The organism is Pseudomonas sivasensis (assembly GCF_021391435.1).
GTDB lineage: Bacteria > Pseudomonadota > Gammaproteobacteria > Pseudomonadales > Pseudomonadaceae > Aquipseudomonas > Aquipseudomonas sivasensis.
In genome coordinates this window covers 252,178-266,487 of the sequence record NZ_CP090029.1, presented here as the reverse complement: position 1 = coordinate 266,487, position 14,310 = coordinate 252,178, and the positions used below count along the sequence as shown (strand labels likewise).

Below are 14,310 nucleotides of genomic sequence, written 5' to 3'. Positions count from 1 at the left end.
TGTTTTAGAAGCGCGCTTTAGGCGTCGCTGAAGGGATCGGCCCGTCACCGCCCAACGGTCGGAACGCCGACTGGTCGGCATCGTAGGCGCGGATTTCGCTGGTCTCGATGTTGTAGATCCAACCGTGGATGAACAGCTGACCATTAGCCATGCGCGAAGCCACGGAAGGGTGGGTGCGCAAATGTTGCAACTGGGCGATGACGTTTTCTTCGGTGAGCACCTTCATGCTCTCGCCTTCGCTGGCGCAATCGCAGTTGTCATGGACCATGGTCTTGGCGACCTCGGCATGCCGCAACCAGGCTTTTACCGTCGGCATTTTTTCCAGACTGTCGGGGTTGAGTACCGCCCGCATGGCGCCGCAATCGGAGTGTCCGCACACGATGATGTGCTGCACACCGAGGGCAAGTACCGCGTACTCGATGGCCGTGGAGACACCACCGTTCATTTGGCCGTAGGGCGGCACTACGTTGCCTACGTTACGGGTCACGAACAGGTCGCCAGGCGAGCTTTGGGTGATCAGCTCGGGCACGATGCGCGAGTCGGCGCAGGTGATGAACATCGCTCGCGGGCTCTGGGCCGTGGCGAGTTTCTTGAAGAGTTCTTCCTGCTGGGGGAAGACGTCGTGATGGAAATGCAAAAAACCGTCAACGATATGCTTTAGCGCTGCATCGGCGGACTCCGCCATTTGAGAGGCTGAAGCCGACGCAGCCAACGGCTGTTTATCCTTATCACTCATGATTCATCCTCTTGATTAGTGCAGGGGGCGTGTTCAGGACAGTTCGACGCCCGGCCAGTGGAATAGTTGTAAAACTCCAATAACCCGGGTGTCGACTCATCAGTCACTCGCTGAGCAAGGTAACCGCCGAAACTTAACTCAAACTGAATGAACCGCTCTAGATCGCGGGTTTCAGTGATGTCAAAACGCGACTATTCCTACAAGAAAGGTGCGTTCTTCCTGATAAGTCTACAACAATGCCATCTGTCTGCCCGGCGGACAGAACGCTGTGCAATCCAGATTGAATCCTTCACGGCGATTGAGCCCCAGGCGTTTGATTGCCTTGCTGAAACGCTGGGCCAACAAATCAGCAAAAGGTCCTTCGCCCCGCATGCGCACACCGAAGCGGCTGTCATACACCTCGCCACCTCGCACCTGCCGCACCAGACTCATTACGTGGGCCGCACGCTGCGGGTAATGCGCCGTCAGCCACTCTTCGAACAACGGCGCCACTTCCAGGGGCAGGCGCAGCATCATGTACGCTGCGCTCTGCGCACCGGCGGCGTGCGCCTCGGTCAGCAGGCTCTCCAACTCACTGTCGTTGATCATCGGAATCATCGGCGAGCACAACACACCCACGGGAATCCCCGCCTCTCGCATCACACGGATCGCTCGCAACCGCGCCTTAGGCGCTGCCGTGCGCGGCTCCAGGATGCGCTTGAGCTCGTCGTCCAGACTGGTGAGGCTGATCATCACCGCCACCAGACGCTGGCTGGCCAACTCGGTGAGCAGGTCGAGGTCACGCAGGATCAGCGAACCTTTGGTAATGATGGTCACCGGATGTCGGTAGCGCAGCAGCACTTCGAGGGTCTGACGCGTGATCTTGTATTCACGCTCGATGGGCTGGTACGGATCGGTGTTGGAACCCAGGTTAATCGGCGCACACACATAGCCCGGCTTGGACAGCTGCTGCTCCAGCACGTCGGCCGCATTGCTCTTGGCGATCAGCTTGGTCTCGAAATCCAGCCCCGGTGACATGTCCCAATAGGCGTGGCTGGGCCGCGCATAGCAGTAGATGCAGCCATGCTCGCAACCGCGATACGGGTTGATCGAGCGATCAAACGGCAGGTCCGGTGAGTTGTTGCGGGTGATGATGGTTTTAGCCGTCTCAATACGCACCTCGGTGCCTTGGGTCGGCGGTACTTCCTGATACCAGCCATCGTCCTCGGCCACGCTGACCGAGGGCGCAAAGCGGTTGTGCAGGTTAGTGGCCGTGCCCCGGCCACGGGGCGGCAACGGAGTAGACATGAATACGCCTCGATACTGTTTTTATATACAGTATCGAGGCGCGACGTTTCTGACCAGTGCCGTTTGGCGGTCAGTGTTTTTGTGTGACCTGCCCCAGGTCATCGCCCGAGGTGGTGCGCATATCGTTTTTACGCATATCAGCCACGTCGCTGGCTTTCACCGGCGTACCTTTATTGCCCCAACTGCCACGGATGAAACTGACTACGTCCGCCACTTCCTGGTCCGACAGGCGCCAGGCAAATGCCGGCATGGTAAAGGTCGATGGCGCCGCGTGAGTGGCCGGCAAGGTGCCGCCGTTCAACACGATGTTGATCAGCGAGGTGGCATCCGCCGTCTGCAATACCGGGTTGCCCGCCAGCGCCGGGAACACGCGTGTATAGCCATGGCCGTCGGTGCGGTGGCAGGCCGCACAGTTGTCGATGTACACCGACGCACCCGGCTGGCTGTCATCGCCTTTCCACAGCGCCTGCGCTACCTGCTTGTCGTACACATGCGGCTGGTCCTTGGGATCGACTGCAGGCAGGCTCTTGAGGTAACGGGCGATAGCGGTCAAATCGTCTTCCGACATGTACTGCATGCTGTGGACTACAACGTCGCTCATACCACCAAACACCGCGCTGCGATCACTGCGACCCGTCTTGAGGAATTGCACCAGTTGCTCCTCGCTCCAACTGCCAAGGCCGTCCTTGTGGTCGCCGCGCAGGCTCTTGGCGATCCAACCTTCCAACGGCGCGCTGCCGGACAGGAAGGCATCGCCATCTGTGGCACTCAGGGCTTTTTCCTGCATGGTCAACGCACGGGGGGTGTGGCACGCGCCGCAGTGACCGAGGCCTTCCACTAGGTAAGCGCCACGACTTGTCACCGGGTCGGCACCTGCTACCGCTGGTGTGTCAGCCACTTCAGGGGCAAACATCCAACGCCACGCCGCCAACGGCCAACGCATGCTCAAGGGCCAGGGAATGTCGCTGTCCTTATTTTCTTGGGCGACGGGCTCCACGCCCTTCATGAAGTACGCGTACAACGCCTGCATATCGCTGTCGCTGACACGCGCGTAAGACGGGTACGGCATCGCTGGGTAAAGCGTACTACCGCTCTTGGCGACGCCATGGCGCACGGCCTTGTCGAAGTCTTCGAAGCTATAGTCGCCAAGGCCGGTCTTGTCCGGGGTGATGTTGGTGGAATAGATCACGCCAATCGGGGTTTCCATCGGCAGCCCGCCTGCGAAGGGTTTGCCGCCCTTGGCGGTGTGGCAAGCCACGCAGTCACCGGCGCGGGCCAGGTATTCGCCCTGTCTGATCAGGTCGGTTTCGGCGGCGCTTATCGAGCAACTGCTGAGCAGCGCAAACGTGGCGATAACAAGTGCTTTCATGGTCATCGCTCCTTATGCCTGAACCAGTGGGCCGGGGTTTTTCAGGTACTGCTCACGGATCGCCCGGGCCGACCAGTAGGTCAGCGCCGCCACCAGGCCGGTAGGGTTGTAGCCCAGGCCCTGTGGGAAAGCGGACGCGCCAGGGACAAACACGTTGTGTACGTCCCAGCTCTGCAGGTAACGGTTCAACGCACTGGTTTTCGGGTCGGTGCCCATGATCGCGCCACCATTGAGGTGGGTGGTCTGGTAAGACGCAGTGTTGAAATGCTCACCGACTTTTTTACCAAGTACAGCGATGGCCTTGGGGTTCATCGCTTCGGCAACCTTGCCCATTTTCTCGACCATGAAACGGTTCATCTTGATGTCGTTCTCCTGCCAATCGAACGTCATACGCAGCAACGGCAGGCCGTAGGCATCGCGGTACACCGGGTCCAGATCCAGGTAGTTGCCTCGATAGGATTGATGGGCACCGTGGGCGTCCATCGACACCTGATGGGTGTAGTAATCGGCAGTGGCGCGCTTCCACGCACTGCCCCAGGCCGGGGTGCCGGGCGGGTTGGACGTACCCGCAATTGGCCGACTGCCGGCCTGGTTGACCCACATCGGCGAGCCGCCCACAAAGCCGTGTGGGCCGTGGTCGAAGTTGTCCGCATTGAAGTCGTCCATCGCCACGCCATTACCGCCCGCGCCGATGAAGTTGTTGGTGTGGGTGTCCTTATCGAAGAAGGCCTTGATGGTTGCCATGTTCTGGTAAGCGAAGTTCCGGCCCACCACGCCTTCATTGGTAATCGGGTCGTACGGCTTGCCGATGCCCGACAGCAGCATCAGGCGCACGTTGTGAAACTGGAACGCGCCGAGGATTACCAAGTCCGCCGGCTGCTCGATTTCACGGCCCTGGGCGTCGATATAGGTCACGCCCGTGGCTTTCTTCTTGGTGCTGTCTAGGTTGACCTTGAGCACGTGGGAATTGGGGCGCAGCTCGAAATTCGGCACCTGACGCAGCGCCGGCAGGATGTTCACATTCGGCGAGGCCTTGGAGTACATGTAGCACACGTAGCCACTGCAAAAACCGCAGAAGTTGCACGGGCCCATCTGCGCGCCATAGGGGTTGGTGTAAGGCCCCGAGGTGTTGGCGGATGGCAAGTTGTAGGGTTTGTAACCCACATCGGCAGCCGCTTTCTGAAACAGCTGTGCGGAGACCGTATTTTTCTGCGCTTCCAACGGAAACGGGTTGGAACGATCCGGCGCGTAAGGGTTGCCGCCTCGGCCTTCACCCACCAGCTGACCTTTAACGGTCCAAGCTTGGCCGGAGGTGCCGAAGACTTTTTCCGCATAGTCGAAGAACGGCTCCAGTTCTTCATAGCTGACGCCGAAGTCCTGGATAGTCATGTCCTTCGGAATGAAGTTTTTCCCGTAGCGTTCTTCGTAGTGGCTGCGCATGCGCAACTCGATCGGGTCGACACGAAAGTGCACACCGGACCAGTGCAGGCCCGCGCCACCCACGCCATTGCCCGGCAAAAAAGCGCCGAGCTGACGGTTAGGTAGGGCGACATCATTCACGCTATGGCGAATGGTCACCGTCTCTTTGGAAATGTCCTGGAAGAGTTTCTTACGCACGCTGTAGGTCAATTCGTCGATGACCTGGGGATAGTTGCCGTCCGGGTACGTGTCCTGCATCGGGCCGCGCTCCAGCGCCAGCACGTTGAGGCCCGCTTCTGTCAGCTCCTTTGCCATGATCGCGCCGGTCCAGCCGAAGCCGACGATCACTGCATCCACTTTCTTCATGATGGTCGCCACGTTTATGCCCTCTCGCCACGGATGGAAACAGCCGGGAAGGGGTATTGCTCGTTGCGTTCCACCCAATCCATAAAGTCGGCGCGCGCGCCGGGGAAGCCGATCATGGTCCAGCCGACCATGCCCTTATTGCCACCGTGAATCGGGTCGCAGAAGAAGCCTTCCTTGGTGTTTTGCAGTAACAGGTTGAAGAAGATTTTCGGCGGTACGGCGTCGAAATGCGCCGCCACTTCGCCGCCACCAGCCTCCAGACGGCGCAGCATATCGTCTCGGGTAGCGCTGTCTTGCGCAGCAAAAGCTTTACCGTTGAAAGCTTTCGACCACGCATCCGTCGCGGCAATGCCCAGGCGATAAATTTCTTTGGGCACCAACTTGCTCTGCCAGCCCATCTCCGGAGGGGCGTCGGCGTTGAACGGACCTTGCATGTACCACAGCGCGCCGCTGGCGTACGGCGTGTTCATCTGACGGTCGATGTATTCCGGCACGCCTGCTTCCAGGGCACCTGGGCCTTGGGCATCTGCGGGGATCAAACGCTCGACGGCGGCGTTGATGAACGCCCATTCCTCAGCGGTGAAATAGCTCGGCTCGTAGGCCTTGTCGTTCTTCGCAGGTTTGGCCGGCGCGGCGTGGGCAGGCTCAGGCGTGGCCATCAGTATCGAGCCACCAAGGCCGGTACTCGCAACCGTGACCACCGGGATCAAGGTCAAAGATTTGCGCAAAAAATCACGCCGGGGGTTGTCTTGATCTTGATCAGACATGGGTGCACCTCATCATGTGGTCACGGGTTTATTCGGCCACTTCTGGGGAGCGGCTCGTCGGTATTTGGGCAATCAATAGTTACAAATGATAGCAGGCTAAGGATGTAGATTATGGATTCAGCGACCTAAGTCGAATAATTGCAGGCAAAAAAATGTGGGAGGGGACTTGCTCCCGATAGCGGCGGGTCAGCCAATCCAGAGGCTGGCTGACCTTGCGCTATCGGGGGCAAACCCCCTCCCACATTGGCCCGCGTAGGGCCGTTAGTCTTTTTTCAATTTCGGATTCGGGAAGAATTGCACTGCCTGAACCTTGGGATCGGCTGGCGCTTTAAGCGCAGACGTATTCACCCGCGTACCCAACTCCTTGGGCACCGACAGCCCTTGGTCATTGAGCGTATCGGTATACCCGCAGGCCACGCACTCGCGGTGCGGTACGTTGTCCTCGGTCCACATTTTCAGCTTGTCCGGCTCGCTGCACGCCGGGCAGACAGCCCCGGCGATGAATTGTTTTTTGGTGATCACAGGCCCGTCATTCATGCTGCCGCGTCCTCACTCAGGCCGCTGTGGCGCAAGAGCGCGTCAATGGACGGTTCGCGTCCGCGGAAGTCGACGAACAGCACCATCGGCGCCTGGGAACCACCACGCGCCAGGATCGCCTCGCGGAACGCGCGACCGGTCTCAGCGTTAAGTACGCCGTCCTCTTCGAACTTGGAGAAGGCATCCGCCGACAGCACTTCAGCCCACTTATAGCTGTAATAACCCGCCGCATAACCGCCCGCGAAAATGTGCGCAAAACTGTTAGGGAAGCGGTTGTAGGCTGGCGGACGCATGACCGACACCTCGTCGCGTACGCCTTCCAACACCTGCGCCACGCTGCGGCCATCACCGTGGGTGGCGTGCATCTCAAAGTCAAACAGCGAGAATTCCAACTGGCGGACCATCATCAAGCCGGATTGGAAATTCTTCGCCGCGAGCATTTTTTGCAGCAAATCCTGAGGCAGCGGCTCACCGCTTTCATAGTGGCCGGAGATCAGCGCCAGGCCTTCGGGCTCCCAGCACCAGTTCTCCATAAACTGGCTCGGTAACTCCACCGCATCCCAGGCGACACCGTTGATGCCGGACACGCCAGCGTGCTCGACGCGGGTCAACAGGTGATGCAGGCCGTGGCCGAATTCGTGGAACAACGTGGTGACTTCATCGTGGGTCAGCAGGGCAGGCTTGCCACTGTCAGCCGGCGTGAAGTTGCACACCAGGTTGGCCACCGGGCTTTGCAGCACGCCGTCAACGGTGCGGCGACGGTCACGGGCGCCGTCCATCCAGGCACCGCCACGCTTGTTGGCGCGGGCGTAGAGGTCGAAAAAGAAGCGGCCGACGTGCTGGCCGTTTTCCTTGATCTCAAACAGGCGAACATCCGGGTGCCAGGTGTCGAAGCCTTTCTGCTCGGCGATCTCGATGCCATACAGGCGCTGCACAATGGCAAACAGGCCGCCCAACACTTTATCGATGGGGAAGTAAGCGCGCAGGGCTTCCTGGGACACGCTGTAGCGCTGCTCGCGCAGCTTTTCGCCGTAGAAACCGCTGTCCCAGCTTTGCAGGTCGGCGCAGCCTTGTTCGGCGGCATAGGCCTTGAGTTGCTGCAGATCCTGGGCGGCAAACGGCTTGCTGCGTTTGGCCAGGTCGCGCAGGAAACTCAGGACCTGATCGCTGGATTCAGCCATTTTGGTGGCCAGGCTCAGTTCGGAGAACGACGCGAAACCGAGCAGGTGCGCCAATTCCTGACGCAGGTCGAGGATCTGTTCCATCACCGGGCCGTTATCGTTCTGACCGGCATTCGGGCCTTGGTCCGACGCGCGGGTGCAGTAGGCCGCGTAAATTTCCTCACGCAGGGCGCGGTCGTGGGCGTAGGTCATCACCGCGTAGTAGCTGGGGAATTCCAGGGTGATCAGCCAGCCGTCGAGGCCTTTGGCTTGGGCAGCCGCTGCCATTTGCGCCTTGGCCGAGTCGGTCAGGCCAGCGAGGGTTGCCTCGTCGGTGACGTGTTTGGTCCAGGCCTGGGTCGCGTCCAACAGTTGGTTGGAGAACTTGCTGCCCAGCTCGGAGAGTTTGCTCTGCACTTCGGCATAACGCTTCTGCTGCTCGGGCGGCAGGTCGATACCCGACAGACGGAAGTCACGCAGAGAGTGCTCAAGGATGGTTTTTTGCGCCACGTCGAAGCCGGCGGCTTCAGGGCTGTTGGCCAGGGCTTCGAAGGCCTGGAACAGTTCGCGGTTCTGGCCCATCTCCGTGGAGTAGGCACTCAATGCCGGCAGGCAGCTTTCATAGGCCTCACGCAATTCGGCGCTGTTGCACACGGCGTTGAGGTGGCTAACGGGGCTCCAGGCGGCGCCCAGTCGGTCATTCAGTTCGTCCATGGCCAGCACCAGCCCGGCCCATGTCGGATTTTTACCCTGGCTTTGCAGGATGCCTTCGATGGCAACGCGGTTATCGGCGAGGATCTGTTCGATGGCCGGCTGCACGTGTTCGGCACGGATCGCCGAGAACGGCGGCAGGTCGTAGGACTGCAGAAGAGGGTTGTTCGCGCTCACGGTTGGCACCTTGGCTGAAGAAACATGTAAGAACAAAGATGGGGCCATCTTAATTACAATCAACGCCCACCGCAGCTATCAGCAGAAGAGAGAGAGGCTATCGTGACCCTTCGCACCTATCAGAACCACACGCCAACCCTGGGCGCCGGGGCTTTTGTCGATATTTCGGCGGTGGTGATCGGCGATGTCGAAATCGGCACCGACAGCTCGGTTTGGCCGCTGACCGTGATTCGCGGCGACATGCACCGCATCCGCATCGGTGCGCGCACCAGCGTGCAGGATGGCTGCGTGCTGCACATCACCCACGCAGGCCCCTTCAACCCGGACGGTTTCCCACTGCTGATCGGCGACGACGTGACCATCGCTCACAAAGTCATGCTGCACGGCTGCACCGTGGGCAACCGCATCCTGATCGGCATGGGCAGCATCGTGATGGACGGCGCCGTGGTGGAAGACGACGTGATTATCGGCGCCGGCAGCCTGGTGCCACCGGGCAAGAAACTCGACAGCGGCTTCTTGTATGTCGGCAGTCCGGTTAAACAAATCCGCGCGCTGACTGACAAGGAGCGCGCATTTTTCACCTACAGCGCCGCGAACTACGTGAAGCTCAAAGACCTGCACTTGGCTGAAGGATTTGACCAATGAGCCTGCATTACCAAACCGTTTTGTTCGACCTGGACGGCACCCTCACCGATCCACGCGAGGGCATTACCCGCTCGATCCAATACGCCCTCGGCAAACTGGGCATTGATGAACCGGACCTGACCAAACTCGAACACTTCATCGGCCCGCCGTTGCTGCAAGCATTCATGCAGTTCTACGACTTCGATGAAGCCAAGGCGTGGGAGGCGGTGAATTTCTATCGCGAGCGCTTCAAAGTCACGGGACTGTATGAAAACCGCGTGTTCGACGGCGTGTTGCCGCTGCTGGAAGACTTGAACAGCCAAGGTCGCCAGCTGTATGTAGCCACCTCAAAGCCGTGGGAATTCGCCCGTGAAATCGCCAGGCATTTCGACTTTGCCAAGCACTTCAAGGTGATCTACGGCAGCGAACTTGATGGGACGCGGACCAACAAGGTCGAGCTGATCGCCCATCTGATGCGCGAGGAAGGCCTAGAACCGGCGAACACCTTGATGATTGGTGATCGCAAGCACGACCTGATCGGCGCGCGTAGCAATGGGCTGGATTCGGCAGCCGTCGGTTATGGGTTTGGTAGTTTCGAAGAGTTGAACGCCGAGGCGCCGACCTGGCACTTCGAGACGTTGGCGCAGATGCATCAGGCGTTTTTGCAGCGCCCTTGAAGCCGCCATTGGGGGCAAGCGTCTTCCCGCATGTTGAAAAACTGTGGGGGACTTGCCCCCGATGAGTCCCTAGAGCTCAACCTCCCTCCAACTGCCTCAACGCAGCCTTGCGCTGCACTACAGGCAACCCACCCAACTTCTCCACCGCAGCATAGAACTTCAGCCAATCCCCACCTTCCTGCCGGAACAACGCCGCAAATGCCGGCACCCACTGGTCATACAGCCCGAACGGTAGCAACCGCGCGTTGTTCATCGGCTGGTTCATCCAAGCGTCATAGCGCTTGTCCCCACCCCATTGGTTGTCGCGCATCTTCCCGTACTCACGGCGCAAGTACTCGAATTCGGCCGCCTTGGCCTGGCGCATCTGCGCGGCGGCCAAAGGCTGGGCGTAGAGCTTTTCCAGGCGCTTTCGAGTATCGAGGATCAGTTGGATAAATTGGTCACGCTGCTTTAACGTCGCATCGCTCAGCGGCGCCAGGCCACGGGCGGCGCGCCATTGGCGAGTGCCTTCCTGCTCGACAAAGTTGGCAAATGACTCGTTGAACTCGGTGTCGTCCTTCACATAAAAACGCTGATGCGCCAACTCATGGAAGATCAGCGTGGCCAGACGTTCATCGCCCCAGTTCATCATTGAACTGATGATCGGGTCATTAAACCAACCCAGCGTGGAATAGGCCTCAACACCGCCAATCGATACATCCATGCCTCGCTGGCGCAACAACGCAGCCTCACCCCGCGCGGCACCTTGGCTGTAATAGCCGCGATAAGCCACGCAACCAGCGATGGGGAAGCAGTGGTTTTCAGGAGACAGGGAAAATTCCTGCGTGGCGAACACATTCCAGACTACATAAGGCCGATCAATATCGGCGTACAGCCGGTAACTCTGATTGTCAGGCAGGTGCAGGTGTTCACTGGCGAAGGTTCGCGCTTTCTGGGACTGCGCCAAATGGTCACGTAGCTGCTGCGGGCGGGACGAGTCAGCGACGACCGCTGAAACCGGCTGCCGAGCCTGCAAAAGCTGCCATTGGCCACCCGCCAGTTGGCCGTAATAGCTAATGCTAGAACAACCGCTGAGCAGCACAACCATCAACCCCGGAAGAAAACGCCTGACCATGCCCTCACTGCTCCTGGGTGATAGGTTCGTGTTTATACTGACCGCGATACCCGTCCTATCACCGAGTGCCTGTCATGCGTCAGCTCTTGCTTTGTGTCGCCGCCGTGTTCATCAGCGCCTGTACGTCGACCCCGATGCCTGCCGCCGATCCGCAACAAGCCTGGATTGATTTTGCCACGCCGACGCCGGGTGCCAAGCTGGTGATGGCGCAGCGCCTGGACGGCAAGAACCTTAACGATGGACGTTACTTCCAATTCCCGGCTGGCAGCCACGAGCTGATGGTTCGTTTCGATTTTGAAGTGCCTACGGGCGGAAATTTCAGCAGCTTTGGCCAAACGACCGAGCGAACCTGCTTCATAACCCTGCAGTACGACCATTTCGAAGCTGGCCAACGCTATCGCCTGGAAGGGCGCTCACTGGGCTACACGCCGAATATCCGCCTGTATAACGCTGCCCGCCAATTACTGGCTGAAGAACGCAGCGTGAACTGCCTCTGATCAGTCGTTGTTTTTTTGGTAAACGATTGCTTTGGTGCCGTTCTCACAACTGCCGACGACCATGGCCACGTCGTGCTTTTCAGCTTCTTCCTTGCTAACGATCTCAAGCGTGTAGGACGGCACAGCGTTAGCCTGGATCTTGACCTCGATCTCTTTCCTAAGCTCTTCACAATCTTTCGGCGCGGCCACGGCCGAAGTGGCCAACACACCGCAGATGATCGCCAAGGCAAAACGTTTCATGTGTGAAGCTCCCTGAATACAGTGCGCACGGGTATGCGCCTAGGCTGCATATGGCTATTCGACCACAGTTTGGAAACACGAGTTCTGATTTAACTCAGAATTGAACGTGAAAGGGGGCTTGCTCCCGATAGCGGCGCATCAGTCAACATTTCTGTAATTGACCGACCGCTATCGGGAGCAAACCCCCTCCCACAGTGGACCTGCTGTGTTAGTTAACCAGCGTGGCATCCAGGCTGATTTTCGCATTCAGCACTTTGGACACCGGGCAGCCTTCTTTCGCCTTCTTGCTCAGCTCATCAAACTGCGCCTGGCTCGCGCCGGGAATTTTGGCCTTGAGGATCAGATGCACCGCAGTGATCGCGAAGCCGCCATCCACTTGGTCCAACGTCACTTCGGCCTGGGTGTCGATGCTGTCAGCCTTAAGCCCCGCATCGCCCAGAATCATGGAAAACGCCATGGAGAAGCAGCCGGCATGGGCCGCGCCGATCAGTTCTTCTGGGTTGGTACCCTTGCCACCCTCGAAACGGGCCTTGAAGCCGTAAGGCGCTTCGCGCAGCACGCCGGTTTCCGTGGAGATGGAACCCAGGCCAGTCTTAAGGTCGCCTTCCCAATGCGCGGATGCTTTTTTAACGATACTCATAGCTTTCTCCTCGAACGGTGGTTTTGCGTCAGTAAGGGTTCTGAGGATAGTCAGCATGGCAAAGTTCATCTTGTCGGAGAAACCTAGCAATTCAGTAGGAAATTTCCACCCTCGCTATTGAATCTCGGGTATATGCCCTCATTGCATAGAACATGCACATGAAGCGGCAGGTTTTGGATCGTCTAAAAAGCCTGCGCCCCAATTGGAGAAGCAGGCTTATGAAATCGCTGTCAGACGTGAAGTTCTCGACCCTCGACCTGGTGCCCGTACGGGCCAACGGCAGTGTGGCGCAGTCGTTGCGCAATTCCCTGGATTTGGCCCAGCACGTGGAAAAGTTTGGCTACAACCGTTTTTGGGTGGCTGAACACCACAACATGGACGGCATCGCCAGCTCGGCCACCTCGGTATTGCTGGGTTACCTGGCCGGCGGCACGTCGACTATCCGCGTCGGCTCCGGCGGCGTGATGCTGCCCAACCACGCGCCGCTGGTGATCGCCGAACAGTTCGGCACCCTGGAAAGCCTCTACCCCGGACGTATCGACCTGGGCCTTGGCCGTGCGCCAGGTTCCGACCAGATGACCGCCCGTGCCCTGCGCCGTGAGCGCTCCGGCAGCGCGGATGACTTCCCGCAAGACGTGGCCGAACTGATGGCCTACTTGGGCCCACGCACGCCGGACCAACGGGTGATCGCCGTACCCGGCACCGGCACCAACGTGCCGGTCTGGTTGCTCGGTTCCAGCCTGTTCAGCGCACAACTGGCAGGCGAACGCGGTTTGCCCTACGCCTTCGCCTCGCATTTCGCACCGCGTCTGATGCACGAGGCGATTCGCGTCTACCGCAATCACTTCAAGCCGTCGGCTGTGCTGGACAAGCCCTACGTGATGCTCGGCATTCCGCTGGTGGCGGCCGACACCGACGAACAGGCCGACTACCTGGCCACCTCGGTTTACCAACGCATCCTTGCGCTAATGCGCGGGCAAAGCCTGGTGCAGCGACCGCCGGTCGATACCATGGATGGCCTGTGGCTGCCCCATGAAAAAGACGCTGTGGGCAGCTTCCTCGGCCTGGCGATGGTGGGTAGCCCGGCGAAGATCCGCGCCAAGCTGGAGGTGTTGGTCGAGCAGACCGGCGCCGATGAGTTGATCTTCACCAGCGACCTGTACGAACACGCCGACCGGATTCATTCCTACGAGCTGCTGGCGCAAGTGATGAAGGGCTAACACCCAGGCGAAAAAAAACCGACGCACCTGCGTCGGTTTTTTATGTCTGCAACACAGGATTAACCGCGCTTGTAGACAATTTCCTTGGTGCCACCTTCACAGCTACCGACCACTTTAGCGTCGGTTGAGGCGCCTTTATCCACCACTTCCAGCGAATAACCCGAAGCGCCCTTGGCGTCGATTTTCGCTGCAATTTCGCTTTTCAGTTCGTCACAAGGCTTGCCCGCCGCCAGGGCTGTGCCCGCAATGCTCAACAAACCTACCGCTAACAGGAACTTCTTCATCCGTTACTTTCCTTGCGCTGATCGAAAAGAGTGTGCCGACGCTCATCACGTCGGCACCCATTGTTTGTAGCGCAGGTTATGGCAATCGGCCAGCCAGCAAAGTTCAACTCGCCCTATCAACTACTGGCAATTCGGAACCCCACCTTGAGGGTGACCTGGTAGTGGGCGACCTTGCCATTTTCGATATGCCCACGAGTTTCAGTCACCTCAAACCACTCCAGGTGCTTGATGCTTTTGTTGGCTTCAGCAATGGCGTTGTTGATGGCGTCTTCGATGCTCGTGGTCGACGAGCCAACCAATTCGACTTTCTTGTAGGTGTGATGATCACTCATGGCGTTTCTCCTAGGGGTCGTCAATCAAGACTAGCAGTGAATATTCGTACTGCTTCTGGCGGTCATTCCCACTCGAAAGTTCAGATTTACTGCACTTTCTGAAACCGCTGGAGTCGGTATCTACACACGCCACTCAATCACTTCAGGAGAGTC

At 58.9% G+C, this 14,310-nt stretch carries 16 protein-coding genes; 4 read left to right on the top strand and 12 right to left on the bottom strand.

The features are described 5' to 3' along the window. Positions 1–4: 4 nt before the first annotated feature. The 7 genes from LRO94_RS01180 to prlC all read right to left on the bottom strand — a co-directional run bounded on the left by LRO94_RS01180 (position 5) and on the right by prlC (position 8,577). Positions 5–736: a carbonic anhydrase gene (locus LRO94_RS01180; protein ID WP_095185291.1), complete on the bottom strand. Its 732-nt coding sequence runs from the start codon at positions 734–736 to the stop codon at positions 5–7. Positions 737–964: 228 nt separating this feature from the next. Continuing rightward, positions 965–2,023 carry a PA0069 family radical SAM protein gene (locus tag LRO94_RS01175; protein ID WP_032885085.1) on the bottom strand — a complete coding sequence of 353 codons (1,059 nt, stop codon included), beginning with the start codon at positions 2,021–2,023 and terminating at the stop codon, positions 965–967. Positions 2,024–2,093: 70 nt separating this feature from the next. Beyond that, on the bottom strand, positions 2,094–3,392 hold the full coding sequence (locus LRO94_RS01170; RefSeq protein ID WP_179179707.1) for a cytochrome c: 1,299 nt from the start codon (positions 3,390–3,392) through the stop codon (positions 2,094–2,096). 12 nt (positions 3,393–3,404) lie between these two features. Further along, positions 3,405–5,189 carry a GMC family oxidoreductase gene (locus LRO94_RS01165; protein WP_032885087.1) on the bottom strand — a complete coding sequence of 595 codons (1,785 nt, stop codon included), beginning with the start codon at positions 5,187–5,189 and terminating at the stop codon, positions 3,405–3,407. Positions 5,190–5,191: 2 nt separating this feature from the next. Then, complete coding sequence (locus LRO94_RS01160) at positions 5,192–5,944, bottom strand: gluconate 2-dehydrogenase subunit 3 family protein (protein ID WP_032885088.1); 753 nt, start codon at positions 5,942–5,944, stop codon at positions 5,192–5,194. A gap of 261 nt (positions 5,945–6,205) precedes the next feature. Continuing rightward, on the bottom strand, positions 6,206–6,481 hold the full coding sequence (locus LRO94_RS01155; RefSeq protein ID WP_032885090.1) for a YheV family putative zinc ribbon protein: 276 nt from the start codon (positions 6,479–6,481) through the stop codon (positions 6,206–6,208). Next, positions 6,478–8,577: an oligopeptidase A gene (gene prlC / locus LRO94_RS01150; RefSeq protein ID WP_178075194.1), complete on the bottom strand. Its 2,100-nt coding sequence runs from the start codon at positions 8,575–8,577 to the stop codon at positions 6,478–6,480. The genes LRO94_RS01155 and prlC overlap by 4 nt, the downstream gene beginning before the upstream one ends. A gap of 54 nt (positions 8,578–8,631) precedes the next feature. Here prlC and LRO94_RS01145 point away from each other — a divergent pair, with 54 nt between their 5' ends. Both LRO94_RS01145 and LRO94_RS01140 read left to right on the top strand, forming a co-directional pair. Continuing rightward, complete coding sequence (locus LRO94_RS01145; RefSeq protein ID WP_099601826.1) at positions 8,632–9,174, top strand: gamma carbonic anhydrase family protein; 543 nt, start codon at positions 8,632–8,634, stop codon at positions 9,172–9,174. Then, positions 9,171–9,830 (top strand): HAD family hydrolase, encoded by a 660-nt coding sequence (locus LRO94_RS01140; protein WP_122754135.1) that lies wholly within the window; start codon positions 9,171–9,173, stop codon positions 9,828–9,830. The genes LRO94_RS01145 and LRO94_RS01140 overlap by 4 nt, the downstream gene beginning before the upstream one ends. A 76-nt stretch (positions 9,831–9,906) precedes the next feature. On the opposite strand, the gene LRO94_RS01135 is transcribed toward LRO94_RS01140, so the two are convergent. Next, a complete protein-coding gene (locus tag LRO94_RS01135; protein ID WP_179179708.1) occupies positions 9,907–10,944 on the bottom strand; it encodes an aminopeptidase in 1,038 nt (345 codons plus the stop codon). 74 nt (positions 10,945–11,018) lie between these two features. Here LRO94_RS01135 and LRO94_RS01130 point away from each other — a divergent pair, with 74 nt between their 5' ends. Beyond that, positions 11,019–11,441 (top strand): PA0061/PA0062 family lipoprotein, encoded by a 423-nt coding sequence (locus LRO94_RS01130; protein WP_122756180.1) that lies wholly within the window; start codon positions 11,019–11,021, stop codon positions 11,439–11,441. Here LRO94_RS01130 and LRO94_RS01125 read toward each other — a convergent pair whose 3' ends face one another. Further along, complete coding sequence (locus LRO94_RS01125) at positions 11,442–11,681, bottom strand: DUF1161 domain-containing protein (RefSeq protein ID WP_032885100.1); 240 nt, start codon at positions 11,679–11,681, stop codon at positions 11,442–11,444. Between the two features lie 208 nt (positions 11,682–11,889). Then, the gene (locus LRO94_RS01120; RefSeq protein ID WP_010207768.1) at positions 11,890–12,321 is read right to left on the bottom strand and encodes an OsmC family protein; all 432 of its coding nucleotides are present in this window, start codon (positions 12,319–12,321) and stop codon (positions 11,890–11,892) included. A 218-nt stretch (positions 12,322–12,539) separates the two neighbouring features. Between LRO94_RS01120 and LRO94_RS01115 the strand changes: the two genes are divergently transcribed. After that, positions 12,540–13,541 carry an LLM class flavin-dependent oxidoreductase gene (locus tag LRO94_RS01115; protein ID WP_032885102.1) on the top strand — a complete coding sequence of 334 codons (1,002 nt, stop codon included), beginning with the start codon at positions 12,540–12,542 and terminating at the stop codon, positions 13,539–13,541. 59 nt (positions 13,542–13,600) lie between these two features. On the opposite strand, the gene LRO94_RS01110 is transcribed toward LRO94_RS01115, so the two are convergent. Then, positions 13,601–13,825 carry a DUF1161 domain-containing protein gene (locus LRO94_RS01110; RefSeq protein ID WP_032885104.1) on the bottom strand — a complete coding sequence of 75 codons (225 nt, stop codon included), beginning with the start codon at positions 13,823–13,825 and terminating at the stop codon, positions 13,601–13,603. 116 nt (positions 13,826–13,941) lie between these two features. After that, complete coding sequence (locus LRO94_RS01105; protein WP_032885105.1) at positions 13,942–14,157, bottom strand: dodecin; 216 nt, start codon at positions 14,155–14,157, stop codon at positions 13,942–13,944. Positions 14,158–14,310: the final 153 nt, after the last annotated feature.

Bases quoted from the DNA above. Each gene is read 5' to 3' on its own strand.
- LRO94_RS01180 (WP_095185291.1), bottom strand. From the start codon at position 736: ATGAGTGATAAGGATAAACAGCCGTTGGCTGCGTCGGCTTCAGCCTCT.
- LRO94_RS01175 (WP_032885085.1), bottom strand. From the start codon at position 2,023: ATGTCTACTCCGTTGCCGCCCCGTGGCCGGGGCACGGCCACTAACCTG.
- LRO94_RS01170 (WP_179179707.1), bottom strand. From the start codon at position 3,392: ATGAAAGCACTTGTTATCGCCACGTTTGCGCTGCTCAGCAGTTGCTCG.
- LRO94_RS01160 (WP_032885088.1), bottom strand. From the start codon at position 5,944: ATGTCTGATCAAGATCAAGACAACCCCCGGCGTGATTTTTTGCGCAAA.
- LRO94_RS01155 (WP_032885090.1), bottom strand. From the start codon at position 6,481: ATGAATGACGGGCCTGTGATCACCAAAAAACAATTCATCGCCGGGGCT.
- prlC (WP_178075194.1), bottom strand. From the start codon at position 8,577: ATGGCCCCATCTTTGTTCTTACATGTTTCTTCAGCCAAGGTGCCAACC.
- LRO94_RS01140 (WP_122754135.1), top strand. From the start codon at position 9,171: ATGAGCCTGCATTACCAAACCGTTTTGTTCGACCTGGACGGCACCCTC.
- LRO94_RS01135 (WP_179179708.1), bottom strand. From the start codon at position 10,944: ATGGTCAGGCGTTTTCTTCCGGGGTTGATGGTTGTGCTGCTCAGCGGT.
- LRO94_RS01130 (WP_122756180.1), top strand. From the start codon at position 11,019: ATGCGTCAGCTCTTGCTTTGTGTCGCCGCCGTGTTCATCAGCGCCTGT.
- LRO94_RS01125 (WP_032885100.1), bottom strand. From the start codon at position 11,681: ATGAAACGTTTTGCCTTGGCGATCATCTGCGGTGTGTTGGCCACTTCG.
- LRO94_RS01120 (WP_010207768.1), bottom strand. From the start codon at position 12,321: ATGAGTATCGTTAAAAAAGCATCCGCGCATTGGGAAGGCGACCTTAAG.
- LRO94_RS01115 (WP_032885102.1), top strand. From the start codon at position 12,540: ATGAAATCGCTGTCAGACGTGAAGTTCTCGACCCTCGACCTGGTGCCC.
- LRO94_RS01110 (WP_032885104.1), bottom strand. From the start codon at position 13,825: ATGAAGAAGTTCCTGTTAGCGGTAGGTTTGTTGAGCATTGCGGGCACA.
- LRO94_RS01105 (WP_032885105.1), bottom strand. From the start codon at position 14,157: ATGAGTGATCATCACACCTACAAGAAAGTCGAATTGGTTGGCTCGTCG.